The organism is Rhizobium sp. RAF36, from assembly GCF_052114105.1.
In the GTDB taxonomy this organism is placed as follows: Bacteria; Pseudomonadota; Alphaproteobacteria; order Rhizobiales; family Rhizobiaceae; genus Rhizobium.
The window spans coordinates 86,738-110,804 of the sequence record NZ_JBFREC010000001.1; the positions used below are offsets into that span (position 1 = coordinate 86,738).

The 24,067-nt window shown below is 62.7% G+C and carries 26 protein-coding genes and 1 pseudogene; 10 read left to right on the plus strand and 17 right to left on the minus strand.

The genetic code is table 11. The features are described from left to right. Nucleotides 1–51 precede the first annotated feature (51 nt). From AB4Z25_RS00460 to AB4Z25_RS00485, 6 genes and pseudogenes are all read left to right on the plus strand, one after another. Nucleotides 52–321, plus strand: a pseudogene (locus AB4Z25_RS00460) (nucleotidyltransferase family protein); the annotation flags it as partial. Between the two features lie 49 nt (nucleotides 322–370). Next, nucleotides 371–664, plus strand: coding sequence for a nucleotidyltransferase family protein (locus tag AB4Z25_RS00465; RefSeq protein WP_112537963.1), 294 nt, complete (start codon nucleotides 371–373; stop codon nucleotides 662–664). Then, nucleotides 661–1,023, plus strand: a complete 363-nt coding sequence (locus AB4Z25_RS00470; protein ID WP_442207797.1) for a HepT-like ribonuclease domain-containing protein — start codon at nucleotides 661–663, stop codon at nucleotides 1,021–1,023. Before AB4Z25_RS00465 ends, AB4Z25_RS00470 begins: the two co-directional genes overlap by 4 nt. A 2-nt stretch (nucleotides 1,024–1,025) precedes the next feature. After that, on the plus strand, nucleotides 1,026–1,526 hold the full coding sequence (locus AB4Z25_RS00475; protein WP_112537961.1) for an ureidoglycolate lyase: 501 nt from the start codon (nucleotides 1,026–1,028) through the stop codon (nucleotides 1,524–1,526). After that, nucleotides 1,523–1,879, plus strand: a complete 357-nt coding sequence (gene uraH, locus AB4Z25_RS00480; protein ID WP_112537960.1) for a hydroxyisourate hydrolase — start codon at nucleotides 1,523–1,525, stop codon at nucleotides 1,877–1,879. Before AB4Z25_RS00475 ends, uraH begins: the two co-directional genes overlap by 4 nt. Before the next feature lie 3 nt (nucleotides 1,880–1,882). Further along, nucleotides 1,883–2,620, plus strand: a complete 738-nt coding sequence (locus tag AB4Z25_RS00485) for a metallophosphoesterase family protein (RefSeq protein WP_112537959.1) — start codon at nucleotides 1,883–1,885, stop codon at nucleotides 2,618–2,620. A gap of 8 nt (nucleotides 2,621–2,628) precedes the next feature. On the opposite strand, the gene AB4Z25_RS00490 is transcribed toward AB4Z25_RS00485, so the two are convergent. The 5 genes from AB4Z25_RS00490 to AB4Z25_RS00510 all read right to left on the minus strand — a co-directional run bounded on the left by AB4Z25_RS00490 (nucleotide 2,629) and on the right by AB4Z25_RS00510 (nucleotide 7,862). Next, a complete protein-coding gene (locus AB4Z25_RS00490; RefSeq protein ID WP_112537958.1) occupies nucleotides 2,629–4,332 on the minus strand; it encodes a flotillin domain-containing protein in 1,704 nt (567 codons plus the stop codon). Beyond that, entirely contained in the window at nucleotides 4,329–4,985 is a 657-nt protein-coding gene (locus AB4Z25_RS00495) for an OB-fold-containig protein (protein WP_442207798.1), read from the minus strand. Before AB4Z25_RS00495 ends, AB4Z25_RS00490 begins: the two co-directional genes overlap by 4 nt. A 4-nt stretch (nucleotides 4,986–4,989) precedes the next feature. Continuing rightward, a complete protein-coding gene (locus AB4Z25_RS00500; protein WP_442207799.1) occupies nucleotides 4,990–6,144 on the minus strand; it encodes a PspA/IM30 family protein in 1,155 nt (384 codons plus the stop codon). Nucleotides 6,145–6,254: 110 nt separating this feature from the next. Further along, entirely contained in the window at nucleotides 6,255–7,397 is a 1,143-nt protein-coding gene (locus AB4Z25_RS00505; protein ID WP_112538021.1) for an alpha-hydroxy acid oxidase, read from the minus strand. Nucleotides 7,398–7,487: 90 nt separating this feature from the next. Beyond that, nucleotides 7,488–7,862 (minus strand): winged helix-turn-helix transcriptional regulator, encoded by a 375-nt coding sequence (locus AB4Z25_RS00510; protein WP_112537955.1) that lies wholly within the window; start codon nucleotides 7,860–7,862, stop codon nucleotides 7,488–7,490. An 86-nt stretch (nucleotides 7,863–7,948) separates the two neighbouring features. Here AB4Z25_RS00510 and AB4Z25_RS00515 point away from each other — a divergent pair, with 86 nt between their 5' ends. Further along, the gene (locus tag AB4Z25_RS00515; protein WP_112537954.1) at nucleotides 7,949–8,752 is read left to right on the plus strand and encodes an SDR family oxidoreductase; all 804 of its coding nucleotides are present in this window, start codon (nucleotides 7,949–7,951) and stop codon (nucleotides 8,750–8,752) included. A 31-nt stretch (nucleotides 8,753–8,783) separates the two neighbouring features. Here AB4Z25_RS00515 and AB4Z25_RS00520 read toward each other — a convergent pair whose 3' ends face one another. Genes AB4Z25_RS00520 through puuD form a run of 3 tightly spaced genes read right to left on the minus strand, consistent with a single transcriptional unit; the run spans nucleotide 8,784 to nucleotide 12,276 of the window. Then, entirely contained in the window at nucleotides 8,784–9,701 is a 918-nt protein-coding gene (locus tag AB4Z25_RS00520) for an adenylate/guanylate cyclase domain-containing protein (RefSeq protein WP_112537953.1), read from the minus strand. 26 nt (nucleotides 9,702–9,727) lie between these two features. Next, nucleotides 9,728–11,035, minus strand: a complete 1,308-nt coding sequence (guaD, locus tag AB4Z25_RS00525; protein WP_112537952.1) for a guanine deaminase — start codon at nucleotides 11,033–11,035, stop codon at nucleotides 9,728–9,730. After that, nucleotides 11,032–12,276, minus strand: coding sequence for a urate hydroxylase PuuD (puuD, locus tag AB4Z25_RS00530; protein WP_112537951.1), 1,245 nt, complete (start codon nucleotides 12,274–12,276; stop codon nucleotides 11,032–11,034). Before puuD ends, guaD begins: the two co-directional genes overlap by 4 nt. Nucleotides 12,277–12,404: 128 nt before the next feature. Between puuD and AB4Z25_RS00535 the strand changes: the two genes are divergently transcribed. After that, the gene (locus tag AB4Z25_RS00535; RefSeq protein WP_112537950.1) at nucleotides 12,405–13,103 is read left to right on the plus strand and encodes a Type 1 glutamine amidotransferase-like domain-containing protein; all 699 of its coding nucleotides are present in this window, start codon (nucleotides 12,405–12,407) and stop codon (nucleotides 13,101–13,103) included. Nucleotides 13,104–13,187: 84 nt separating this feature from the next. Further along, entirely contained in the window at nucleotides 13,188–13,520 is a 333-nt protein-coding gene (locus AB4Z25_RS00540) for a hypothetical protein (protein ID WP_112537949.1), read from the plus strand. Here the strand turns inward: AB4Z25_RS00540 and AB4Z25_RS00545 are convergent. Beyond that, the gene (locus tag AB4Z25_RS00545; protein ID WP_112537948.1) at nucleotides 13,514–14,419 is read right to left on the minus strand and encodes a LysR substrate-binding domain-containing protein; all 906 of its coding nucleotides are present in this window, start codon (nucleotides 14,417–14,419) and stop codon (nucleotides 13,514–13,516) included. The genes AB4Z25_RS00540 and AB4Z25_RS00545 overlap by 7 nt on opposite strands. On the opposite strand from AB4Z25_RS00545, the gene AB4Z25_RS00550 reads away from it, so the two are divergent. Next, nucleotides 14,418–14,726, plus strand: a complete 309-nt coding sequence (locus tag AB4Z25_RS00550) for a hypothetical protein (RefSeq protein WP_112537947.1) — start codon at nucleotides 14,418–14,420, stop codon at nucleotides 14,724–14,726. The two genes, AB4Z25_RS00545 and AB4Z25_RS00550, sit on opposite strands and share 2 nt — an antisense overlap. On the opposite strand, the gene xdhC is transcribed toward AB4Z25_RS00550, so the two are convergent. From xdhC to AB4Z25_RS00590, 8 genes are all read right to left on the minus strand, one after another. Then, complete coding sequence (xdhC, locus tag AB4Z25_RS00555; protein WP_112537946.1) at nucleotides 14,705–15,511, minus strand: xanthine dehydrogenase accessory protein XdhC; 807 nt, start codon at nucleotides 15,509–15,511, stop codon at nucleotides 14,705–14,707. The genes AB4Z25_RS00550 and xdhC overlap by 22 nt on opposite strands. Nucleotides 15,512–15,734: 223 nt before the next feature. Beyond that, nucleotides 15,735–18,074, minus strand: a complete 2,340-nt coding sequence (xdhB, locus tag AB4Z25_RS00560; protein WP_112537944.1) for a xanthine dehydrogenase molybdopterin binding subunit — start codon at nucleotides 18,072–18,074, stop codon at nucleotides 15,735–15,737. Between the two features lie 243 nt (nucleotides 18,075–18,317). Continuing rightward, nucleotides 18,318–19,784 carry a xanthine dehydrogenase small subunit gene (gene xdhA / locus AB4Z25_RS00565; RefSeq protein WP_442207800.1) on the minus strand — a complete coding sequence of 489 codons (1,467 nt, stop codon included), beginning with the start codon at nucleotides 19,782–19,784 and terminating at the stop codon, nucleotides 18,318–18,320. Nucleotides 19,785–19,813: 29 nt separating this feature from the next. After that, nucleotides 19,814–20,590: a 3-hydroxybutyrate dehydrogenase gene (locus AB4Z25_RS00570; protein ID WP_112537941.1), complete on the minus strand. Its 777-nt coding sequence runs from the start codon at nucleotides 20,588–20,590 to the stop codon at nucleotides 19,814–19,816. Nucleotides 20,591–20,666: 76 nt separating this feature from the next. Further along, on the minus strand, nucleotides 20,667–21,683 hold the full coding sequence (locus AB4Z25_RS00575; protein WP_442207801.1) for an ABC transporter substrate-binding protein: 1,017 nt from the start codon (nucleotides 21,681–21,683) through the stop codon (nucleotides 20,667–20,669). Further along, nucleotides 21,680–22,444 (minus strand): ABC transporter ATP-binding protein, encoded by a 765-nt coding sequence (locus AB4Z25_RS00580; protein WP_442207802.1) that lies wholly within the window; start codon nucleotides 22,442–22,444, stop codon nucleotides 21,680–21,682. Before AB4Z25_RS00580 ends, AB4Z25_RS00575 begins: the two co-directional genes overlap by 4 nt. After that, nucleotides 22,441–23,229, minus strand: a complete 789-nt coding sequence (locus AB4Z25_RS00585; protein WP_112537938.1) for an ABC transporter permease — start codon at nucleotides 23,227–23,229, stop codon at nucleotides 22,441–22,443. The genes AB4Z25_RS00580 and AB4Z25_RS00585 overlap by 4 nt, the downstream gene beginning before the upstream one ends. A gap of 27 nt (nucleotides 23,230–23,256) precedes the next feature. Further along, complete coding sequence (locus AB4Z25_RS00590; RefSeq protein WP_112537937.1) at nucleotides 23,257–23,865, minus strand: YkoF family thiamine/hydroxymethylpyrimidine-binding protein; 609 nt, start codon at nucleotides 23,863–23,865, stop codon at nucleotides 23,257–23,259. Nucleotides 23,866–24,067: the final 202 nt, after the last annotated feature.

Below are 24,067 nucleotides of genomic sequence, written 5' to 3' on the forward strand. Positions count from 1 at the left end.
TTTCCTCGCCGTTCCGGCTCGCCTATAGTCTCAGTTGCAGGAGACGGTGCAATGAAGCCATCGGAAGTGCTGGAGAAGAACAGGCAGGCGATCCGCGACGCGACGAAGCGTTTCAACGCGGCCAACCCGCGCGTCTTCGGCTCCGTGGCGCGCGGCGAGGACCGGGCTGATAGCGATCTCGATATTCTGGTCGATGCACTGCCAGGGACGACGCTGTTCAATCTCGGCGGGTTGCTGGAGGAATTGCAGGATATCCTTGGCGTTAAGGTGGACCTCGTCACACCAGGCGGGCTGCCCGACAAGATCAAGGCTCGCGTTCTTTCTTTGCCGCTGCGGCTCGCCTATAGTTTACGTTGCAGGAGACGGTGCAATGAAGCCATCGGAAGTGCTGGAGAAGAACAGGCAGGCGATCCGCGACGCAACGAAGCGTTTCAACGCGGCGAACCCGCGCGTCTTCGGCTCCGTGGCGCGCGGCGAAGACCGCGCCGATAGCGATCTCGATATTTTGGTCGATGCGCCGCCGGGGACAACGCTGCTCGATCTGGGCGGGCTGCTGGAGGAGCTACAGTCGCTGATGACAGAAACGGAAATCCATCTGCTGACGCCAGGCGATTTTCCGGAGCGCGTACGCGCACGTGTCCTCGAAGAGGCCAAGCCTGTATGAGTCTCGATAGACTGCAGACCTATATCGAAGAGATGCAGAGCGTGGCCCGCGAGACCGCCGATTTCGTCAAGGGCCGGACCAAGGAGACCTTTCTCAGCGATCTCATTCTTCAGAGAGCCTTGGCCATGAATCTGCTGATCATCGGCGAGGCCGCCGCGCGCGTCATAGAGGAACATCCCGAGTTCGCCGCCGAGTTTTCGGCCGTTCCCTGGCTCAAAATCCGCGGAATGCGCAACCGCATCGCTCATGGCTATATGAACATCAATCTCGATACCGTTTGGGACACAGCGCAAACTGCTATTCCCGACCTCCTCAATGCGCTTCACGCGATCCGCCATTGGCGGGCACAAGGCGAATGACAATGCCAGACTCCCTCGACATCCAGCCCCTCACCAAAGCCGCCTTCGCGCCCTTCGGCGATGTCATCGAAGCCGATCCGTCGACGATGCGTTATATCAACGGCGGCACGACCGAACGGTTTCATGCGCTTGCGTCTGCCGAGGCGGCGGGCGAGGGCGCACGCGTCATCATCAATCTTTTCCGTGGCCAGCCGCGCGCTTTTCCCTATGAAGTCGGGATGATGGAGCGCCATCCATTCGGCAGCCAGAGCTTTTCGCCGGTTTCGAACCGGCCGTTCCTCGTCGTTGTTTCGGAGGATGAGGATGGCAAGCCGGGGCGGCCGCAGGTGTTTTCTGCGCGCGGTGATCAGGGCGTGAACTACCGCCGCAATGTCTGGCATCATCCTCTGATGTCGCTCGGCAAGCCGAGCAGCTTCATCGTCGTCGATCGCGATGGACCCGGCAACAATCTGGAAGAATTCTTCTTCGACCAACCCTTCATTATCAGAGAGCCTGCCCTATGACCGGACTGACCACCCACGTCCTCGATACCGCGCTCGGCAAGCCGGCCGAGGGTCTGCGCATCGATCTCTATTCGGTCGAAGGCGATCTGCGCAAGCTTCTCAAGACGGTCGAGACCAACGCTGACGGACGCGTCGATGGCGGGCCTATCCTTGTTGGCGACAGCTTCACTGCAGGAACCTACGAGCTCCTTTTCCACGCCGGCGACTATCTTCGTGCCACAGGCACGGCGCTGCCGCATCCGGCCTTTCTCGATCTCGTGCCGATCCGCTTCGGGATCGCCGATACGACAGCGCATTACCACGTGCCGCTGCTGATCTCGCCCTACGGCTATTCCACCTATCGTGGCAGCTGAGCCATGCGGTTTGCGGCGATCGCCGATATCCACGGAAATGCCCTGGCGCTGGAGGCGGTGCTCGCCGATATTGCGGCGCTCGGCATTACCGACATCGTCAATCTCGGCGATTGCTTCAGCGGCCCGCTCGAGGCCGGAAAGACCGGCGACCGGCTCTTGCCGCTCAACCTGCCGACGGTGCGTGGTAATCACGACCGATATCTCATCGAGTTCGCGCCGGAGCAGATGTTCACCTCCGATGAAGCCGCCTATCACGATCTCAGCCCACGCTATCTCGACTGGCTGCGGACGCTTCCGCCCGAGCTTATCTATCGCGACGAGGTCTATCTCTGCCATGCCACGCCCGGAAACGATAATCTCTACTGGACCGAAACGGTTTCGCCTGAAGGCCATGTCCTCCTGAAGGCACAAGCGGAGATCGAGGCGCTGGCCGAGGGTATCGACCAGCCGCTGATCCTCTGCGGCCACACCCATCTGCCGCGGATGATTGCTCTCTCCAGCGGTCGCCTGCTCGTCAATCCCGGCAGCGTCGGCTGCCCGGCCTATGACGACGACCTTCCCCATGCCCACAAGGTGGAGAGCGGTCATCCAATGGCGAGCTACGCCATCCTCGAAAAGCAGGGTTCCGGCTGGATCCCGACCTTTCGCACGGTTGCCTACGACCACATGGCGATGTCGGCGCTTGCCAAAGCAAAAGGCCGCCCGGAATGGGCGGCCGGATTGGCGACGGGGCGGTTGTAGCCGCCGTCTCAGCTGTCGCTTTCGTTCGCCGGGCGGGGGCGGGCCGCTGCAGGCTCGGCATTCGGCTTCGAACCTTCGAGATTGCCGAGCAGCGAGGAAATAGCGTTATCGCCCTCGAACCCCGCTTCCTTCATCAGCTTGTCGAGGATCGGTTTGTTGGCCTGGTAGGCGAGCAGCTGTCCTGCAAGGCCTTCTCCCATGCCGATGCCTGAACCGCCGGCACCGGTGTTTCCGCCGCGGCCCAGCATGCCGCCGGTGTCGAAGATCCGGATGTCCGAAATCTTCTCGATCGGCTTGACGGCTTCGGCAAGCGCCGACGGGATGATGCGGATGCGCTCGCGGGTGATTTCGAACTCGATGATGGCGGCGCTCAGCTTGTTGCGCGCGTCGTTCAGCAGCGCCTCGCTTTCTGCTTCGGCCTTGCCGGTTTCCAGGATGCCCTTGGCCTTGATGATGGCGGCGTCAGCCTCTGCGGTGGCCAATGTCTTGATCGCTTCGGCCTGGTCGATCGCTGCCTGCTTTTCGGCTTCGGCGCCAACGGTCACTGCTGTTGCTTCCGTCTCGGCCTTCTTGCGGGCGTCGATGACGGCGATCTGCTTTTCGCGTTCGGCGATTTCAACGGCCTTGGCCGTGCCGACCTTTTCCTCTGCGGCGATAGCAAGCGCACGGGCCGCCTCTGCAGCAGCCTTGGCTTCGGACTCTTCGCGGCTCTTGTTGGCAACCGCGATGGCGCTTTCCTGGGCGACGATCTGCAGGTCGCGTTTGGCTTCGGTCTCGCGCTGCTGCACGGCGCGGGTCGCGTCGATATTGGCGCTCTCGCGGGCCTGCTTGGCCGACGCTTCGCGTTCGGCGATCGCCTGCTGCGAGGCGATACGCGCCTCTTCTTCTGCCCGTTTTGCGGCCTGCTCCTGCTGCGCGGTTTCGGCGCGCGTTGCCGCCGACTTGTTGGCGATGTCGCGTTCCTGGCTGAGTTCGGCTTCGCGCTTGGTCCGCTCGATGGCGAGCGACTGCTGGCGCGCTTCCAGATCCTTTTGTGCGATTGCCACTTCGGTATCGCGAACGATCTCGTTGCGCTCCTTCTTGCGGCTTTCGGTGATGCGCGTTAGCGCGGCAAGACCCTGCGCGTCGAAGAAGTTATTGGCGTTGAAATGCTTGATGTCGGTCTGGTCGAGGCGCGTCAGCGATACCGACTCAAGTTCGAGGCCGTTCGATTGCAGGTCGGCGCCGACGGCTTCCTGGACGGCCTTGACGAAATCCATGCGCTGTTCCTGCAGCGCGTCGAGGTTCATCGTTGCCGCGACCGAGCGCAGGCCGTCCACGAACTTCGCCTCGATGAGCACGCGCAACTGTTCGGCATCATTGGTGCGGTTGCCGAGCGTCTGTGCGGCGAGCGCGATCGAGGACCCATCGGGCTTGACGCGGACGTAGAACTCGGCGCCGATATCGACACGCATGCGGTCCTTGGTGATCAGCGCGTCGCCTTCGCCGCGGCGTACTTCCAGGCGCAGGGTCTTGAGATTGACGCGGGCGATCGAGTGGAAGATCGGCAGCACGACCGAGCCGCCATCGAGGACGACTTTCTGGCCGCCGAGGCCGGTTCGCACATAGGCTTCGTCGCGGCTGGAGCGGGTGTAGAGCGAGGCGAGCACGAAGCCAATGCCGAGAACAAGGACGATGCCTATCGCGGCGGGCAGTATGACGTCATAGATCATGAATTCTCTCCCAAAGATGATCTGGCCGTATCGAGAAGCTCGTCCGGCGCGAAAACGGCGATGAAGATGTCGGCTGCGCGATCGACCAGCAGAACCTTGGCGCCGCCGGCAAGCGGCGGCTGATCCTTGGCGGCCTTTGCGCGTAGCGAATGCCAGTTGCCGTGTGAGTCCTTCAACCGGACACGCCCCGGCAGGCCCTGGTCCAGCGGGCCGATGGCGACTTCTGCGGTGCGGCCGACGAATTCCGACAGGTCGACGGCATAGGTCTCGTCGCGTGGCACGATCCGCGCCACCATGCGGCTCGAGGCGCGCACCATCGGGGCTGCGAGCAGGACGGCCGGGATCGAAGCGGCGAGAGCCGGCAGAGGCGCCCAGAAAGCGCTGGCGATCGCCTGGATGACGAAGCCTGTCATCGAGAAGAAGCCGAGTATCAACAGGATCAGGATAAGGATCGGGACACCGCCGACATTCAGCCATGACAGCAGTCCGGTGACGCCCTCATGTCCATCGGTATGCGGCGCATGCGGCTTGCCGATCATCTCGCTGATCGAAAAGCCCAGCAACATCGCCAGAATTTCGATGGCCGTCAGGCCCGCGAGCATGACGGCGGCGATGGCGAAGGGCGTGCACTCGGGGGCGAAGAGCAGGCTCATGGGCTTATTGGCCGCCGGCCTTGAAGCGCGCCAACCTGGCCTCGATCGCCTGCTCGCGGTGGAGGCGGTCCAGCTCATCGAGTTCGGCGCTGCTTGCGACTTCGCCCGAGGGCACGCCGGTCATGCGCGATACGGCGGCGGCTGCCTTTGCGGCGGTGGCGCCGGGCTGGGCGCGGGTGATGCCGGGCGAGACCTCGGCAGGTGCGTGCTGCGCGAGGCTGCGCTTGTAATCGGAAAGGCGTGCCTCCGCTTCCCTTCGGGTAGCAAGAACGGCCTGCAGAGCCTTATGGCCCTCGTCAACATGCTCTCGGGCATCGGTCAGCGCCTTGTCAAGCGCGGCGATCTGGGCCTCAAGGTCAATCTGTCGCGCAACCCCGGCCTTTGCCAGATCCTCGCGTCCCGACGATACCGCAAGACGGATCTTGCCATCCAGCGCGGTCATGTCATCGGTAATCTCGGTGCGGCGGCTGGTGATCCGATATTCCTCGGCGCGTGCCTTGCCGAGATCGGTCCGCGCCTCGTCGGCGGCGGCGTCGATCTCGCGGATCGCCTGCTCGATGATCGCCAGTTTGTTAGCGCCTTCGGCCTTGTCGATGGCGGCATTGGCAATGCCGGCAATCAGACGGCCCATGCGTGAAAGAACACCCTCATTCATGTTTTCCTCCATCCGTGGGGAATTCGGCGTGACGCCGATGTGAATTTCATACCGGCCGCCCGTGACGGCCAGATAGGCGGGGAAGATATTGTCCCATCCCGGCGAATAGCCGGCGACATCGAAGGGGACGGCAACACGGCCTCTGACGGTCGCAAGCGTCAGATCTGCGGGGCCTTTGATCGCGAAGAGTTTTTCATCCAGAGGTAGCCGTGTGATGCCCCGTTCCAGGCGCCCAGATGCGAAATCCCGCAGCCCGAGCGTCACCAGCCGTGCAGGCAGGCCGGTCTGTTCTCTTACCGTTTCATAGGCGAGATCATGCAGCACAACGAGATTGGCTCCGGCCTTTCCCGACAGAAGATCGGCCAGTATCCCGGCCATGTGCTCGTAGGCAGCTACCGTTTCGTCGATTGCGGCACGCGCATCATGCCCTGGCGCCAACCTGTAGCGCAGCATGGATTGCGGTAATGTCCTCGTCGCGGATACCATGGGTTTAACATAAAGCACCGCTTTGGTGCTTTCAAGATGGCGCTAAAAAAGAATCTTTGAGAATTAACAACGCATGATTGCACGAAGATTTGTGATCCGGCTTGGAACGGTGATGCGAGGGACCGGCTTTATTGCGGACCGGCAATCACCGACGCACCCACATCCTTGATGTCTCGCTTTCCGCATAGCGCCATGGTCATATCAAGCTCCTTGCGGAGGATCTCCAGGGCCAGTGTCACGCCGTCCTTGCCCATGGCGCCGAGGCCGTAGAGGAAGGGGCGGCCGATATAGGTGCCTTTGGCGCCGAGGGCCATGGCTTTCAGCACGTCCTGGCCGGAGCGGATGCCGCCGTCGAGGTGGATTTCGATCTTGTGGCCGACAGCGTCTGCGATCGCAGGCAGCATGCTGATCGAGGATGGGGCGCCGTCCAGTTGGCGGCCGCCGTGGTTGGAGACGATGATGGCGTCGGCACCGGTTTCGGCGGCGAGCCTGGCGTCTTCCACGTCGTTGATGCCCTTGATGATCAGTGGGCCGCCCCATTTCTCCTTGATCCAGGCGACATCGGTCCAGGAGAGCCTGGGGTCGAACTGCTCGTGCGTCCAGATCGAGATCGAGGAGAGATCGGTGACGTTCTTCGCGTGACCGATGATGTTGCCGAAGGTGCGGCGTTTGGTTTGCAGCATGTCAAGGCACCAGAGCGGACGCGTTGCCATTTGCCAGATATGTTTCGGGGTAAATTTGGGCGGGGCGGAGAGGCCGTTGCGCAGATCCTTGTGGCGCTGGCCGAGGATCTGCAGGTCGGCCGTCAGCACCAGCGCCGAGCACTTTGCCGCCTTCGCACGGTTGATCAGGTCGAGCACGAAATCCTTGTCGCGCATGACGTAAAGCTGGAACCAGAACGGTTTCGTCGTCACCGAGGCGACATCCTCGATCGAGCAGATGCTCATGGTGGAGAGCGTGAAGGGCACGCCGAATTCTTCCGCTGCGCGCGCCGCCAGCATCTCGCCATCGGCATGCTGCATGCCGGTCATGCCCGTCGGCGCCAGCGCCACGGGCATCGAGACCTTCTGGCCAATCATCTCGGTTTCGAGCGACCTATTGGTCATGTCGACCAGCACGCGCTGGCGAAGCTTGATCTTGGCGAAGTCGCTCTCGTTGGCGCGGTAGGTGGTCTCCGTCCAGGCGCCGGAGTCGGCATAGTCGAAGAACATCTTCGGGACGCGGCGCCGGGCCAGCGTCTTCAGATCGGCAATCGTCAGCGGCTTTGACATGATATCGGCATCCTCCGGAAAGCTTCCGAGAGGTAGCATATTCACGTCCCTCTGCCAGCAGAAACATATGCTTAGGGCAGGGTTTCCGGACTATCCGGCAGGCTTGGCGGCGGCCCATGTCAATAGCGCGTCGAGCGCCGGGCAGAGCGATTGGCCCCAGTCGGTGAGGCAATATTCCACCTTCGGCGGCACCTGATGGTGGACGATCCGCTTGACGATGCCATTGGCTTCCATCTGGCGCAGCTGCTGGATCAGCATCTTTTGCGAGATCGCCGGGATCGCGCGTTCCAGATCGGAGAAGCGCAGCACATTGCCACCGAAGAGATGGAAGAGGATGACGAGCTTCCAGCGCCCTTCGAGCATGCGCAGCACATTCTCGACACCCTCGGCGGCGGTCGATGGGGTCAGGTCATCGGTGGACTTACTTTCAGGTAAGTACCCTACTTTTTCGTGCGTACTTGTCATCTCGAAAGTCTAAAGCCATCTTCGCCTTCAAGCAACGCGATTGTTTTGGACGGCGGCGCCCCGTCCTCCAACACAAGAGGACTGATATGACCATAGCTCAGACATTTCCGATCCTTCCCGCGGAGTTTTCCGGCAAGCGTGTGCTGGTGACCGGCGGTACGAAGGGGGCCGGTGCCGCGATCCTGCGCAGGTTTGCAGCGGCGGGCGCTGAGACCATCACCAGTGCCCGTTCGGTGCCGGAGGCGGGCACGTCTGCGACGCTCTTCGTGCCCGCCGATCTCTCGACACCGGAAGGCGTCGAGATACTGGCGCGTGCTGCGCTCGAAAAATCCGGCGGGATCGACATTCTCGTTCATACGCTCGGCGGATCGGCAGCACCCGGCGGCGGTTTTGCTGCCTTGACGGAGGAACATTGGCAAAACGAGCTGGCTCTCAACCTGATGCCTGCCGTTCGTCTCGACCGGCTGCTCGTGCCGCAGATGATCGAGCGGCGAACGGGTGTGGTGATCCACATATCGTCCATCCAGCGGCGGCTTCCGCTGCACGAGGCGACGATTGCCTATGCGGCGGCAAAGGCGGCGCTCAGCAATTACAGCAAGGCGCTCTCCAAGGAGCTGGGTCCGAAGGGCGTGCGGGTGACATCGGTGGCGCCGGGCTGGATCCTGACGGAGGCATCCGATGCGCTGGTCTCGCGCATTTCGAAAGCGAACGGCATCGATACAGAGGCGGCGAAACAGAGCATCATGGATGCGCTCGGCGGTATTCCGGCCGGCCGCCCAGCCTATCCCGAGGAAGTTGCCGAGCTCGTTGCCTTCCTGGCGTCCGATCGGGCGGCGTCGATTCATGGCGCCGAGTTCACCATCGATGGCGGAACGGTGCCGACCGTGTGAAGCTTTGGCGGGGCGGCCTTGGCCGCCCCTTTCAGCCGCGCATCACCCAGCGGATGGCGCCGACGGCGGCGAAAGCCATCAGCGGCCAGATGGCCCAGAATGTGCCGCTCCAGGAGAGCAGGTTGATGGCGATCAGGCCGAGGCCGATGATGGCGAGACCGGCGAGCTGCTGGTCGACGCGGTTTTGCAGGCGGGCGATGGTCATGACGGCGGCGAAAGCGAGCACGAGGATCGGCCAGACGGCCCAGAGATTTCCCTCCCAGGTGAGCGCGTTGATCAGGGCGAAAAAAGCCGCGGCGATGGCGAAGATGCCGAGCAGCTTGCGGGCGCGTGATGGCGAAGCCGTTGACCGCTGATCCGGGCGGGCGGGGGAGGCGGCCGGTGCTCCGGAGGCTGCGGCTTGCGCGGCAGCTTGGGCTGGATGACTCTCGCCGATGCGGATGGCGTAGCTCGGTATCGCTTCGGAGACATTCTTGACGCTAAGCGGGCCGAGGAAATCGAAACCAACAGGCACCTTGTTGCGGACCTGGTCATAGACGGTGTTGGAGATGACGATGCCGCCTGCCGGTGCCGAGGCCTGCAGGCGGGCGGCGATGTTGACGCCGTCGCCGTAGATATCGGCACCTTCGACGATGATGTCGCCGAGATTGATGCCGATGCGGAAGAGCATCTGTTCGCTCGCAGGTTTGGCGCTGTTGAAGCCTGCGAGCTCGGTCTGCACATCGACGGCAGCCCGGACGGCCTCGACGACGCTCGGGAATTCGGCGATCAGGCCGTCGCCCCAGGTATTGACGACGCGGCCGCCATGCGATGCGATCAGACCGGACATGGCCTCGCGGTAGCGCTTCAGCGTCGCCAGCGTGCCTTCTTCGTCAAGGCCCATCAGGCGCGTATAATCCTGCACATCGGCGGAGAAGATGGTCGTCAACCTGCGTTGCGTCTCGCTCATGCTTCCCCCGATTTTGAGTCCCTATCTCAAAGCACTGCCTTCATCGCGTTGCCGGCGACATATGTCTCGACGATCGACCGGTCGTCGCCCATCGTCTGCAGCAGGAAGAGTTCTTCCACCAGCGTTTTGACCACGTCCATCTTCAGCGCCATGGCCGGTGTCGCGGCGGCATTGAGGACGACGATATCGGCATCGGTGCCGGTCTCCAGCGTGCCGATGCTGTCTGCGAGCGACAGGGCTCCGGCATTACCCAATGTCATATGGTAATAGCTGTCCAGCGGGTTCAAGCGTTCACCGAGCAGCTGCTGGATCTTGTAGGCCTCGTCCATCGTCCGCAGCATCGAATAGCTGGAGCCGCCGCCGATATCGGTGGCGACGCCGATGCGGACGGGCTTTTCGCGGCGCGACAGGGCCTTCAGCGGGAAGAGGCCGGATCCGAGGAACAGGTTCGATGTCGGGCAGTGGACAGCGATCGATCCGGCCTCGCTCATCGCATCGGCTTCGCGATCCGAGAGATGGATGCAGTGGCCGAAGAGCGTCTTTCTTCCGAGCAGGCCGTAGCGCGCGTAGATATCCGTGTAGTCGATCGCCTCAGGGTAGAGCTCACAGGTGTAGCGGATCTCGTCGTGATTCTCGGAAAGATGCGTCTGGATATGCAGGTCCGGGAATTCACGGGCGAGCGCCGCTGCTGCTTCCATTTGCTGCGGCGTCGAGGTGATGGCGAAGCGCGGGGTGATGGCAACATGGTTGCGGCCCTTGCCGTGCCATTCGGCGATGACGGCGCGGGTTTCGTCATACCCCATTTCGGGCGTATCGAGCAGGCCCTGCGGGGCGTTGCGGTCCATCATCACCTTGCCACCGACCATGCACATGCCGCGCTTCATGGCCTCGGCAAAGAAGGCGTCGGCGGAGGTCTTGTGGACGGAGCAATAGGCGACGGCGGTCGTCGTACCGTGGCGGATCAGCTCGTCGTAGAAATGCGTGGCGATCTTTTGCGCATGGGCGGTTTCGACGAAGCGGCATTCCTCCGGGAAGGTATAGGTATTCAGCCATTCCAAGAGGTTGGCGGCATAGGAAGCGATGACCTGCATCTGCGGGAAATGCAGATGGGTGTCGATGAAGCCGGGCATGATGAGATGCGGGCGGTGATCGATTTCCTCGGCATCGTCAGGCGCCTTTGCCTTCACATCGGCATAGCTGCCCGCAGCGATGATCTTGCCGCCTTCGATCAGAAGGCCGCCATCGGTCTCATAGCTGTAGCTTTCCTGATCGCTCAGGCCTTGCGGGGCGCGCTTGAACGAGAGCAGGCGCCCGCGCAGAAGTTTCACTGTCATTCCTGTTTGCCTTCGACTGCGCTTTCGAACCAGGCGACGAGCAGCTTGCGCTCGTCGGCGGTGATCTCTGTGACATTGCCGGGCGGCATCGCATGGCTGCGGCCTGCCTGTATATAGATTTCCCGGGCGTGGGCGGCAATTTCCGCGTCGTTTTCCAGCATGACGTTCTTCGGTGGCCGCACGACTCCTTCATAGACGGGCTCTGCCGCATGGCACATGGAACAGCGGGTGCCGACCAGCTGCTTGACCGCAGGGAAGTGGGGATCGCCGGCGAACTGCTGGAAGGCAGGGGCGACAGCCGCCGCATCGGCATCCTTTTCACCGGTCAGCACCTTCGGCACGGTCGAGAGCCACATGATCAGGATGAACAGGATGACTGTTGCGATCCATGTCCAGGTCGGGCGACCCTTTCTGGCATGCGTGGTGTTGAACCAGTGGCGGATGGTGACGCCCATCAGGAAGACGAGGGCGGCGATCACCCAGTTGAAGGCGGTGCCGAAGGCCAGCGGATAATGGTTCGACAGCATGAAGAAGATGACGGGCAGCGTCAGGTAGTTGTTGTGCAGCGAGCGCTGCTTGGCGATCTGTCCGTATTTCGGATCGGGCGTGCGCCCGGCGATCAGGTCGGCGACGACGATCTTCTGGTTTGGGATGATGATCATGAAGACATTGGCCGACATGATGGTCGCGGTGAAGGCACCGAGATGCAGGAAGGCGGCGCGGCCGGTGAAGAGCTGGGTGTAGCCCCATGCCATGAACACCAGCACCGCATAGAGCACGATCATCAGGCCCCAGGTATTGCGGCCGAGCGGCGATTTGCAGAGCAGGTCATAGACCAGCCAGCCGCCGGCAAGTGAGGCCAGTGAAATCAGGATCGCCGTCATCGGGCTGATATCCAGCACATGGCGGTCGATGAGGAAGAGATCGGCACCGCCATAATAGACGATACAGAGCATCAGGAAGCCGGAGAGCCAGGTGAAATAGCTCTCGTATTTGAACCAGGTCAGATGCTCCGGCATCTGTGCCGGCGCCACCAGGTATTTCTGGATGTGATAAAAGCCGCCGCCATGGACCTGCCATTCCTCGCCATAGGCGCCGACCGGCAGATGTGGCCGCTTCACCAGGCCGAGGTCGAGGGCGATGAAATAGAAGGACGAGCCGATCCATGCAATCGCGGTGATGACGTGAAACCAGCGCGCTGCAAAGGCGAACCATTCCCACGCTATGGCGTATTCATACATGCTGTTCCCCTGTCTTCCTCCGACTCGTCACATTGCAGAATGTTGATGCGCGAGGGAAGGGGGAAGTTGGCTTCCCATCGCGTGCCGGATCGCCGATAGTTGCGGGGCAGTTCTGAAGGAGAGGGCCGATGATCCTTGCGCTCTACAGCGACCAGGTGATTGCCGAGAATGCGCCGATGGACAGGCGGCTGGCAGAGATCGTGCGCCAGCGCGGCGACCATATCGGCTATGTCTCCTCCGGCCCCGATCCCGACCGCCATTTCTTCAACGAGAAAGTGGCCTACTATGCGGAATATGGGCTGAAGCTTGATCCGTTCATCGATCTCGACGACATCGTGTCTGACGATCTCGAGCGGCTGTTTTCCTGCAACGCCATCCACCTCTCCGGCGGCCATACCGGGCATTTCCTGCACCGCTTGCGCAAAGCCAATGTGCTCGAGCGGCTGCGGACCTGGACGCACGACGATGGCATCCTGATCGGCACCAGCGCCGGAGCCATCCTGATGACGCCGACAATCGCCGTCGATGCCTTTTTCCTGGGCCAGCAGCCAGAGGATATCACCGATGGCGAGGCACTCGACCTCGTGCCCTTCGAGTATTTCCCGCATCTGAACGAGGATGAACGCTTCCTTCCGGCGCTGCTGCGCTACAGCGAGACGATCACCAACCGGATCGTCGCCTGCCGGGATGGCGAGGGGCTGATCGTCCACAAGGACGGGGTGGAAATATTTGGCAAGCCGCGGCTGATCTTTCGCGGATCGGCTGATGTCATCGGCCTGGACGGTCTCGATGCACTGATGGGACCGCACGGCCGTCTTGAAATGTGACGGCTTCGTTACACCTTCATTTGAGGGCCGCCGCATTGCTGCGAGAGCGCATATCCGGTGGGGCATTCATCTGGAGATGTGCCCATGCGAAGCTTACTGGCATGCGTATTGATTGCCTTTGCGCCCGGCGCTCTGGCGCATGATGCGGCGTCCGGATGGGCTTATGATCCCTTCTGCTGCAACGGCGACAGCGAGACCGGGGATTGCCAGATGATCCCGTCGAAAAGCGTCAAGGTGACACCCAACGGCTACCGGGTGACGCTGGTGCCGGGCGACCACAGGCTGGTGACGCGCTATCACGTTTTCCTGCTGCCGCTGACCAAGGCGATGCATTCCGGCGATGGCGATTATCACCTCTGCCTGTTTCCCAACGAGGATACGCCGCGCTGCTTTTATGCGCCCGAAATGGGCTATTGAGGGGGTGCCTCGGTGCCGTGCATCTCGTTCAGGATCCAGTTTCTGAAAGCCTTGATCTTCGGGACGTTGCGGCGGTTTTCGGGATAGGCCAGCCAGTAGCCGCGGCCATCTGTGCATTCCAGGTCGAAGGGGCGGATCAGCTTGCCGCTGGCGAGCTCGTCCGGGTAGAAATCCGGGGTCAGGATGGCGACGCCCTGGCCGGCGACAGCGGCGGAGGCCTCGAAGGCCTGCGCGCCGTAATAGCTGTTCGCCCGCGGCTTGAGGTTCGATGCCGGGACGCCTGCCGCTTCCAGCCACTGGTGCCACCAGGGGTCGGTCGTATCGAAGATTCGTAGCTTCAGGAGATCGGCGGGTTCATGGATGCCGCCGATGGTTTCGGCGAGCGCCGGGCTCAGCATCGGGGTGAAATAGACATCCATCAGCTTTTCGGCGCGCAGGCCCGGCCACTCGCCGGTGCCGGAGCGGATGCCGATATCGAAGGCCTCGCGGCCGAGATCGACCAGCGTGTCCGAGGTGTTCATGCGCACGGCGATATTGGGATGGGCGAGCTGGAAGAGGCCGAGCCTCCGGGCCAGCCATTGTGAGGCGAAGGTTGCGAGGCACGTGATCTGTAGCGTCACTTCGGTCTCGCCGCGCGCCTCGGCCATGGCGAGCTGCAGCGTCTCGAAGGCTTCCGTCACCTGCGGCGCCAGCCTTTCCCCGGTTTCGGTCAGGCTGATCTGCCGCGGGCGGCGCAGGAACAGCGGCTCGCCGATATTCTCTTCCAGCAATTTCACCTGATAGCTCACCGCCGTCTGGGTCATGCCGAGCTCTTCGCCCGCCTTCGTGAAACTGCCATGCCGCGCCACGGCCTCGAAGACGCGCAGCGCATTCAGCGGGAATTGCCTGGAGAGCTTCATGGATAAGTTCTCTTTATGCATTCGCATGTTTGTTCGATTGGAATTGCAGCATTTTCAGGCGCAGACTGCAAGTCATACCGTCAAGTCAATGAAGGTGACTGTCATGAAAGACTCAACGATCGAACGCAATGAACTGCACCACGAGCTGCCGGTTAAAGCGCTTGTCTCGCGTCTTCGGGCATGGGTCTATCGCACGTTCGTATACTCCTCGCGGCTCGACCCCGACACTATGCCCGACCGGGTCAGGCGCGATCTGGGGTTCCTGGATGGCCGGGAACCGCGCGATCATTTCGAGCGCTGGCCATAAACAGCCAACGCTGCCAGAATCTCGGCGGCGGTCATGGCGGCGATCACTTCCGGGCGCTTGTCCCGGACGGCGGAGCCGCCGATCGGCAATGTCAGACGCTCGAGCCAGCGCCTTTCGCCGCCCTCGCGCGCCAGCCAGCTCGAAAACGTAGCGCGCTTGGTGGCCGAGCCAATCATGCCTGTGTAGGCGAGGTCGGTTCTTGCCAGCGCCTCGCGGGCGATGAGAAAATCGAGGGCATGGTCATGCGTCAGGATGACGATGGCCGAGCCTGCCGGGACCTTGGCGATCAGCGCCTCGGGCATCGGCATCAGAAGGGTCCGGGTTTCCGTGGGCAGGTTTTCCAGTTCTTCCTTGCGGGTTTCGATGACCGTCACTGCCAGCGGCAGCGGCGCGAGGGCGGCGGCCAGCGCCCGGCCGACATGGCCGGCGCCAAACAGATAGGCGGCCGGCCGGTGTTCGGCTTCGTCGACGCGCTTGGTTTCCAGCTCCTCCAGGATATCGGTGGTCACCCTGCGGAAGCGCAGCTGCGTGCGCCCGCCACAGCATTGGCCGATCTCCGGGCCGAGCGGGATGTCCATGGTTTCCTTGCCGCTGTTTTGGAGCAGGCTGCGGGCGTTTTCGATCGCCAGATATTCGAACTGACCGCCCCCGATCGTGGCCCAGATAGCGGTGGGGGAGACCAGCATGAAGGTGCCGGTTTCGCGCGGGGTGGAGCCCTGGGTTCCGGTGATTTCGATGAGAATGGTGGCGGGGTGGGTGAGGAGGAAGTCCTTGAAGATGGTCATTGTTTTGTGACCGGGAGGTTTGTGGGTGGGGCACCCCCCTCTGTCCTGCCGGACATCTCCCCCTCAAGGGGGGAGATTGGCTGGGGGCGCCGGTTTCCCCAAACAACTGACGTCGAAGGATCATTATGGTGCGAGCGGATGCCTCCAGCTGCTCTCCCCCCTTGAGGGGGAGATGCCCGGCAGGGCAGAGGGGGGTAAGCCACGAACGCCACCCCGCCGACCCTCACACCATCTTCATCCGCTCGACCGCCATCAGCACACGCTCCGGCGTGGCAGGCGCATCGAGCCGCGGGCAGACCCTGTAATCCGCGACACTGGCAACCGCCATCGACAGCGCTTCCAGCACCGAGATCGCCAGCATGAACGGCGGCTCGCCGACGGCCTTCGAGCGGCCGATCGTCGCTTCCTTGTTTTCCGACCACTCCGCCAGCTTGACGTTGAAGACCTTCGGGCGGTCGGAGGCGAGCGGGATCTTGTAGGTGGAGGGGGCGTGAGTGCGCAGCCGGCCCTTGGCATCCCACCAGAGCTCTTCGGTCGTCAGCCAGCCCATGCCCTGAACGAAGGCGCCCTCGACCTGGCCGATATCGATCGCCGGGTTCAGCGAGCGGCCGACATCGTGGAGAATATCGGTGCGGTCGATGAGGTATTCGCCGGTCAGCGTGTCGATCGTAACCTCGGTGCAGGCGGCGCCATAGGCGAAATAATAGAAGGGCGTGCCGCGGCCGGCGGCGCGGTCCCAGTGGATTTTCGGGGTCTTGTAAAAGCCAGCCGCCGAAAGCTGGACACGGGCGAAATAGGCCTGCTTGATGAAATCGGGGAAGGGAATTTCGGTCTCACCGACGCGCACGCGGTTCGGCAGGAACAGGACGTCCGCCGGATCGACGCTCCATTTTTCCGCCGCGAAGGCGACGAGGCGTTCCTTCAGCTGCCGGGCGGCGTCATAGGCGGCCATGCCGTTGAGGTCGGAACCCGAGGAGGCTGCCGTTGCCGAGGTGTTCGGCACCTTGCCCGTGGTCGTCGCCGTAATCTTCACCCGATCGATATCGACCTGAAAACTGTCGGCCAAGACCTGTGCCACCTTGGTATAGAGGCCCTGGCCCATCTCGGTGCCGCCATGGTTCAGGTGGATCGAGCCGTCCTGATAGATATTGACGAGGGCGCCCGCCTGATTGAAGGCGGTCATGGTGAAGGAGATGCCGAATTTCACCGGCGTCAGCGCAATGCCCTTGCGGATGTAGCGGCTGTCGCGGTTGAAGGCGATGATGGCGTTGCGGCGGGCCTGGTAATCGGCGCTTTCCTCGAGTTCCTCGACGATGCGCAGGACGATGCTGTCCTCGACCTCCTGGTGATAGGGGGTCGTCGTGCGGCCGGAGCCGGGCTGGCCGTAGAAGTTCAGCTTGCGAACCTCCAGCGGGTCCTTGCCGGTGGCGTAGGCGATCTCTTCGATGAAGCGCTCGGCGCCGAGCATGCCCTGCGGGCCGCCGAAACCGCGGAAGGCGGTGTTGGAGACGGTATGGGTCTTCAGCGGCTTCGACTGCAGATGCACATGCGGGTAGAAATAGCTGGAATCGGCGTGGAACAGCGCGCGGTCGGTGACCGGGCCGGAGAGATCGGACGAGAAGCCGCAGCGTGCCGCATAGGTGGCATCGACCGCGTGGATGCGGCCTTCGTCGTCGAAGCCGAGCTCGTAATCGACGAGGAAATCGTGGCGTTTGCCGGTCGCGGTCATGTCCTCGTCGCGGTCCGGGCGAAATTTCACGGCGCGCTTCAGTTTCTTGGCGGCGATGGCGGCGAGTGCTGCAAACTGGTTGCCCTGGGTTTCCTTGCCGCCGAAGCCGCCGCCCATGCGGCGCACGTTGACGGTGACGGCGTTGGACGGAATGTCGAGCACATGGCCGACGATATGCTGGATCTCGCTCGGATGCTGCGTCGAGGACCAGACGGTGACCTCGTCATCCTCGCCGGGGATCGCCATGGCGATATGTCCCTCGAGATAGAAATGCTCCTGGCCGCCGATGCGCATCTGACCGCGCAGCCGGTGCTTAGCATTGTCCATCTCGCTCTTGGCTTCACCGCGCCTCAGCGTCATCGGGGTGATGACGAGAGGGCTGCCGTTTTCCAGCGCGCCGTCGATATCGCTCCAATGCGGCAGGTCGCGATACTCGATCTTCGCCTTGCGGGCGGCGTGGCGGGCGGCTTCCCGGGTTTCGGCGATGACGGCAAAGATCGGCTGGCCGTGGAATTCGACCTTGGTTTCGGCAAGCAGCGGCTCGTCATGGCTGCCGTTCGAGGAGACGTCGTTGACCCCCGGCACGTCCTTGCCGGTGAAGACGAGGATGACACCGGGGTGGCGGCGGACATCCGAGAGATCCATGCTGAGGATATCGGCATGGGCGCGGTCGGAGGTGCCCAGCGCGCCGTGCAACAGGCCCGCTGGTTCCGGAATATCGTCGATATAATCGGCACTTCCGGTGACGTGCTTATGCGCTGAATCATGGCGCAGCGAGCCGTGCATCGGGCCGGAAATCATGGCCTTTGGGTTTTCGAAGGTGGATTTATCCATGGGGATGCTCCGCCCTAGTTTTGGAGGCTGCCCTCAATTCCATCCTCATTCCTGTGCTTGTCACAGGAATCCAGCCACGGCGCATCTGCGCCGTGAATGACTTTTCGCGATGGCAGGGGTCTCCCGCGCCCAAGGACTTGGGCGCACTGGATTCCTGTGACAAGCACAGGAATGAGGGAGGGGAGGAGAGCGCAGTGCTCATCGTCGGCAACTCAGCGAGGGGCAAGGTCACGGCCGTTTGCATCACGCCACCCCCTCGAACCGCTTGAGCTCCACCGGCGTTCCCACAGTCTCCAGATAAAACCGCATCAGCAAGTTCTTCGCCGCCAGCTGCCGGTATTCGGCGGTGGCGCGCCAGTCGGTCAGCGGCTGGAAGTCGGCGTCGAAGGTGGGGCGGGCGGCGTCGATGGTTGCTTCTGTCCAGGGCTTGCCCATCAGGTCGGATTCGACGGTGCGGGCGCGTTTCGGGGTCGCGGCCATGCCGCCGAAGGCGATGCGGATGTCGTTGACGTCGCCGGCGTCGTCGAGCGTCAGGTAGAAGGCGCCGAGGGTGGCGGTAATGTCCTCGTCGCGGCGCTTGGTGACTTTGTAGACGGCGAAATGGCTGCCTTCGGCTGGGTAGGGCACGAAGACGCTTTCGACGAATTCGCCGGGTTTGCGGTCCTGCTTGCCATAGGCGATGAAATAGTCCTCGAGCCGGAGCATGCGGGTGCCGGCGGCGGAGCGCAGTTTCAGCGTGGCGCCGAGGGCGATCAAAGGCGGCGGGCTGTCGCCGATCGGCGAGCCGTTGGCGATGTTGCCGCCGATGGTGCCCATGTTGCGCACTTGCTCGCCGCCGATGCGGTTGATCAGGGCGGCAAGCGCCGGCACCTTCTTCGCCAGCACTTCGAAGGCCTTGGTATAGGTGACGCCGGCCCCGAAGGTGACGCCGCCGTCGGTGACCTTGATCGTCTGCAATTCGCTCAGGTGATTGATGAAGACGACGGGATTCAGCGCCCGCATCTGCTTCGTCACCCAGAGCCCGACATCGGTGGAGCCGGAGACGATGGTGGCGGATTTTTCTTCCGCCAGAATACGGGCCAGCGCCTCGACCGAACCGGGGATCATCAGCCTGCCGTCATCGGAGGTGACGGTGATGGTCTCGCGCGGCTGCATCGCCCAGAGGCGGGCGACGATATCGGAGCGGGTCTTTTCCAGAGGGTCGAACAGCGTGCTCGGGCGCGCCCTGGCGATGGCTTCGGCTGCCTTGACGATCGGCTCGTAGCCCGTGCATCGACAGAGATTGCCCTGCAGCGCCTTTTCGATCTGCGGGCGGCCGGGCTTGTCGTTGGAGAGCCACAGACCATAGAGCGACATGATGAAGCCCGGCGTGCAGAAGCCGCATTGCGAGCCATGGTAATCGACCATCGCCTGCTGCACCGGATGCAATGTGCCATCCTTGGCCGCCAGATGCTCGACGGTGACGACATGGGTGCCGTTCAGCGAACCCATGAAGCGGATGCAGGCATTGACGGATTCATAGGCGAGCTTGCCATCGACGAGACGGCCGACCAGCACCGTACAGGCGCCGCAATCGCCTTCCGCGCATCCTTCCTTCGTGCCGGTCAACCGGCGCTTCAACCGCAGAAAATCGAGCAGAGTCTCGGTCGGGCGGACATCTCTGAGCGTGATGTCCTCGCCATTGAGGATGAAGCGGATGCTGTCGCTCATGATGTTCCTTATTCTTGTTTTTCTAATGGTTATGCCGCAGTCCAGCCCCCGTCAATCGAGATGTGCGTGCCCGTCACCTGCCGGGCATCGTCACTGGCGAGATAGAGCGCCAGCGCGCCGATCTCTTCGGCCTTGACGAATTCGTGCGTCGGCTGGGCCTTGAGGATCACTTCGGTCTTCACCTGCTCCTCGGTCATGCCGCGGGCCTTGGCCGTATCCGGGATCTGCTTTTCGACCAGCGGCGTCAGCACATAGCCGGGGCAGATGGCGTTCACCGTGACGCCCGACTCAGCAAGTTCCAGGGCGGCCGTCTTCGTTAATCCTAATATACCATGTTTCGCCGCCACGTAGGCGGATTTGAACGGCGAGGCGACGAGGCCGTGGGCCGAGGCGATGTTGATGATGCGGCCATGCTTCTTCGCCTTCATGTGCGGAATGGCCGCGCGCATCGTGTGGAAGGAACTCGACAGGTTGATGGCGATGATCTGGTCCCACTTGTCGATGGGGAAATCCTCGATCTTCTCGACATGCTGGATACCGGCATTGTTGACGAGCACATCGACGGTGCCGAAGGTCTTTGCCGCCGTTTCGATCAGGTCGGCGATCTCGGCGGGCTTGGTCATGTCGGCCGGATGGTAGAGGGCGCGTGCCTCCGAAAGTGATTCAAGCCGCTCGGTGATCGCCTTGATTTCCTCGGCTTTTCCGAAGCCGTTGATGACGACGTTGTCGCCCTTGCCGGCAAAGGCGGTGGCGATCGCCAGGCCGATGCCGCTGGTGGAGCCGGTGACGACGACGGTTCTTTTCATAAGCGCTTCTCCTTGGTCCGGGTCGGACCAAGGTTATGCGCAAAGCCTTGCGGCTGACAATCGCCGAATGGCGTTCTCAGCTTGCGGCGAGAAGCGTGGTGGTGAAGGCGGCGGCAAAATCCGGACGGGCGGTCAGCACCTTGCCATCGGCATCCTTCAGAATGCCGGCGTCGAAGAGATAGTCGCCGATTGCCGTCATCTTGGCGGGATCGATGGTTCCGGCCTGGCCGGGGGCGGTGCGCAGGTAGTCGTCCGCCGCAAGCGTTTTGAGCGAGGCCCTGACCAGCTCGGGGTTGGTGAGCGCACCGTCCGATCCCTTGATCAGGATATCGGCGGCTTCATCCGGGTGGTCGGCGGCGAATTCGTAGCCGCGGCGCGTTGCCTGCATGAAGGCACGGGCAAGCTCCGGCTTTTCTGCAAGGTAGGCGTTGCTGCTGCCCAGAATGGCCGTGTGTTCGTCGGGCACGCCGTAATCGGCATAGACGAAGGCGCGCTGGGCCTTGTTCTCCAGCTCGGCCTGAACGCCCTCCCAGGTATAGACTTCGAGGGTGAAATCGACGGCGCCGTTATCGAGCGCCTGGTAGGCGGAGGTGCCGAGCGTCACGGTCTCGAACTCGCCCTTACCGCCGGCGTTCTTGATCATCGAGCCGAGCAGGGCGTTTTCCCAGGCGCTGCCGAAGCCGCCATAGGTCTTGCCGTCCAGATCCTTCGGCGTCTGGATGTCGCTGCGATCCGCCTTGAAGACGACGCGGCCGGTTTCCTTCTGGACGATGGCGAAGGTGCCGATGAGATCGGCGCCGGCGGCGCGCTGGGTCATCAGGCCGATCGAGCCGAGAACGCCGAAATCGGCGACACGGCTGGCAACGAGGGTCGCGGCCGAGGCGTCCGTGTAGGGGAGAATTTCGACATCGAGGCCGGCGTCGCGGTAGAAATTCCTGTCACGGGCCACGTAGAGGCCGACGTGATTGGTGTTCGGCGTCCAGTCGAGGGCGACCGAAACCTTGGGATTGGCGGCGCGAACGGTGAGCGGTGCAGTGGCCAGCGACAGAATGCCGGCAAGGGCGGTGCGGCGAGTGATGGACGGAAGGGTCATGGCTGATCTTCTCCTTCGAAGAGCGTTGCGAGGATACGGTTTTCGATTGTGATGACGTCCGTCTGCTGCCTGCCGGGTTCGGTGCGCGGGCGCGGCAGATCGACCCTGGTTTCGAGGACGATGTGGGCCGGGCGGGCGGAGAACACATAGATGCGGTCGGACAGCAGCACGGCCTCGCGCACATCATGGGTGATCAGGATCACCGACAGCCCCCGGCGCCGGCAAAGCGCTTCGAGAAAGCGCTGCATCTTCAGGCGGGTCAGCGCATCCAGCGCGCCGAAGGGTTCGTCGAGCAGCAGGATCGGCCGCTGCTGGACGACGGTGCGCAGCAGGGCGACACGCTGGCGCATGCCGCCGGAGAGTTCATGCGGCCAGCTGCGGCCGAAGCCCTCCAGGCCGAATTCGGCCAGCAGCGGCGTGATTTCGGCGCTCGCGTCCCGTCTCGACATCCCCGCGATTTCGAGGCCGAGTGCTGCATTGGCAAGCAACCGCCGCCACGGCATCAGCGCATCGCGCTGCGGCATGAAGGCGAAGGGGCGGGTTTCTGAGACCAGCGCATTGCCGTTCATGCAGACACTGCCGCCTGTCTTGGCGACGCTTCCGGTCAGGATCCGGAAAAGGGTGGACTTTCCCGCGCCCGACGGGCCGAGGATCGAGACGAATTCGCCCGCGTGAAGCTGCAGCGAAATGCCATCGAGCACATCGACGGTGCCGAGGCGGCAGCTGAGATCGCGGATATCGAGAAGAGGCTGATCGCTCATCGGCGTTCGTCCCGGCTGGTGCGGTGCCAGGGCATGGAGAGCCATTCGACAAGCACGGCCAGCGAAAACAGGATAAGTGTCAGCAGCGAACTGACGAGCACGGCGGCAAGCACGAGATCGGCGCGGAAATTGTTCTTGGCGTTGAGGATATAGATGCCGAGCCCGCGGGCAGCCCCTGCATATTCGGCAAAGATCGCGCCGACCACCGCATAGGTGATCGAGATGCGCAGCCCGGCGAAGAAATAGGGCAGGGATGCCGGCAGCCGCGCCACGATGAAGCGCTTCCAGCGGGAGGCGCCCATCGAGGCCAGCAGCTCCTCGATCTCCGGTTCGGCTGCCGCATAGCCGCGGGCAAGGGCCACCAGCATCGGAAAGAAGGTGATGAGGGCGACGAGCAGGATTTTCGGCAGCAGGCCGAAGCCGAACCAGAGCACGATCAGCGGCGCGATGGCGACCAGCGGCAATGTCTGGCTGATGACGAAGACCGGTATCAGAGCGGCGCGCAGGCGCGGCGCAAAGTCGATGGCGACCGAGAACAGGAACGCGATTGCCAGCGACAGGCCGAAGCCGGAGATCGTCGCCTGCAGCGTCGGCCAGCTGTTGTTCAGCAGCGCTGCGCGTTCGACGACTGCCTGGGTGATGACGCGCGATGGCGCAGGCAGGGTCGTCGGCGGCACACCGGCAAGGTCAGCATAGGCTTCCCAAATGGCGAGCAGCGCGCTGACCGACAGCACGGCGGGCGCAGAACGCATGGCAAGTTCCGGCAATCGGATGAACCGCAGCATCGGCAGTCTCCTGACGTGAGGCAGCGATCAGACGGCGGAAGGGCTGTTGGCCGATACGGTAAGGTCGATGGTCACATGGCCATTCGGCGGACCAAAGCGGACGAAGGCTTCGTGGATCGTCGCGAAGACCGCACCGGCATCGCCCTTGACCCGGGTGCAGAAATTCTTCGAGCGGTCGAAGACGCCCGAATTCTTCAGGAAGTCGATGCAGCCGTAGATCTCTTCCATGTGATCGCCGGTGCCCATGACATAGAGCGAGAACTGTGCCGCCGCGTGGCGGCCGGTGACCGGCGAGGAGGCAACGGCTTCCAGCGCTGACGCCTTGCGCTCGGCAAGCGGCAGGACCGGACCCGAGAGGGCTTCGGTATGGCACATCGGATCGTCAGGCTCGCCGGGGCAGCCCCGGGAGATGGTGGCGCGCAGCACGGCATGGATGCCATCGGCCGAACCGCTGACATAGAGATCGCGCATCGCCGCAAAGACCACATCGGGCGTGCCGACGATCAGCGTCGAGATGTCGTCGGTCTCGATTCTGAGCTTGTCTCGATAAGGGTCGAGTGCCGGAAGGGCCGAGAGGATGACATCGACGAAACGGTCGGTCATCGGGTAAAGGGAAATTTGTGCGCCAGAAAACATCGCTCGCCTCGCTCCGCTGGTATTATCCAGATCAGCTAAAGAGTTTGAGACCATGCGGCCGCATCTCAGCCCCGGCTATACGGAGCACCCCTGTCGTTGGTGCCCTTTAAGCATGCGTCGCCTGGCTTGTAAAGCGGCTGATTTCCGGCGAGGCAAAATTGCGATCGGCTTTCTTTTCTCTTTCGTTTCTGCGTCTTAAATG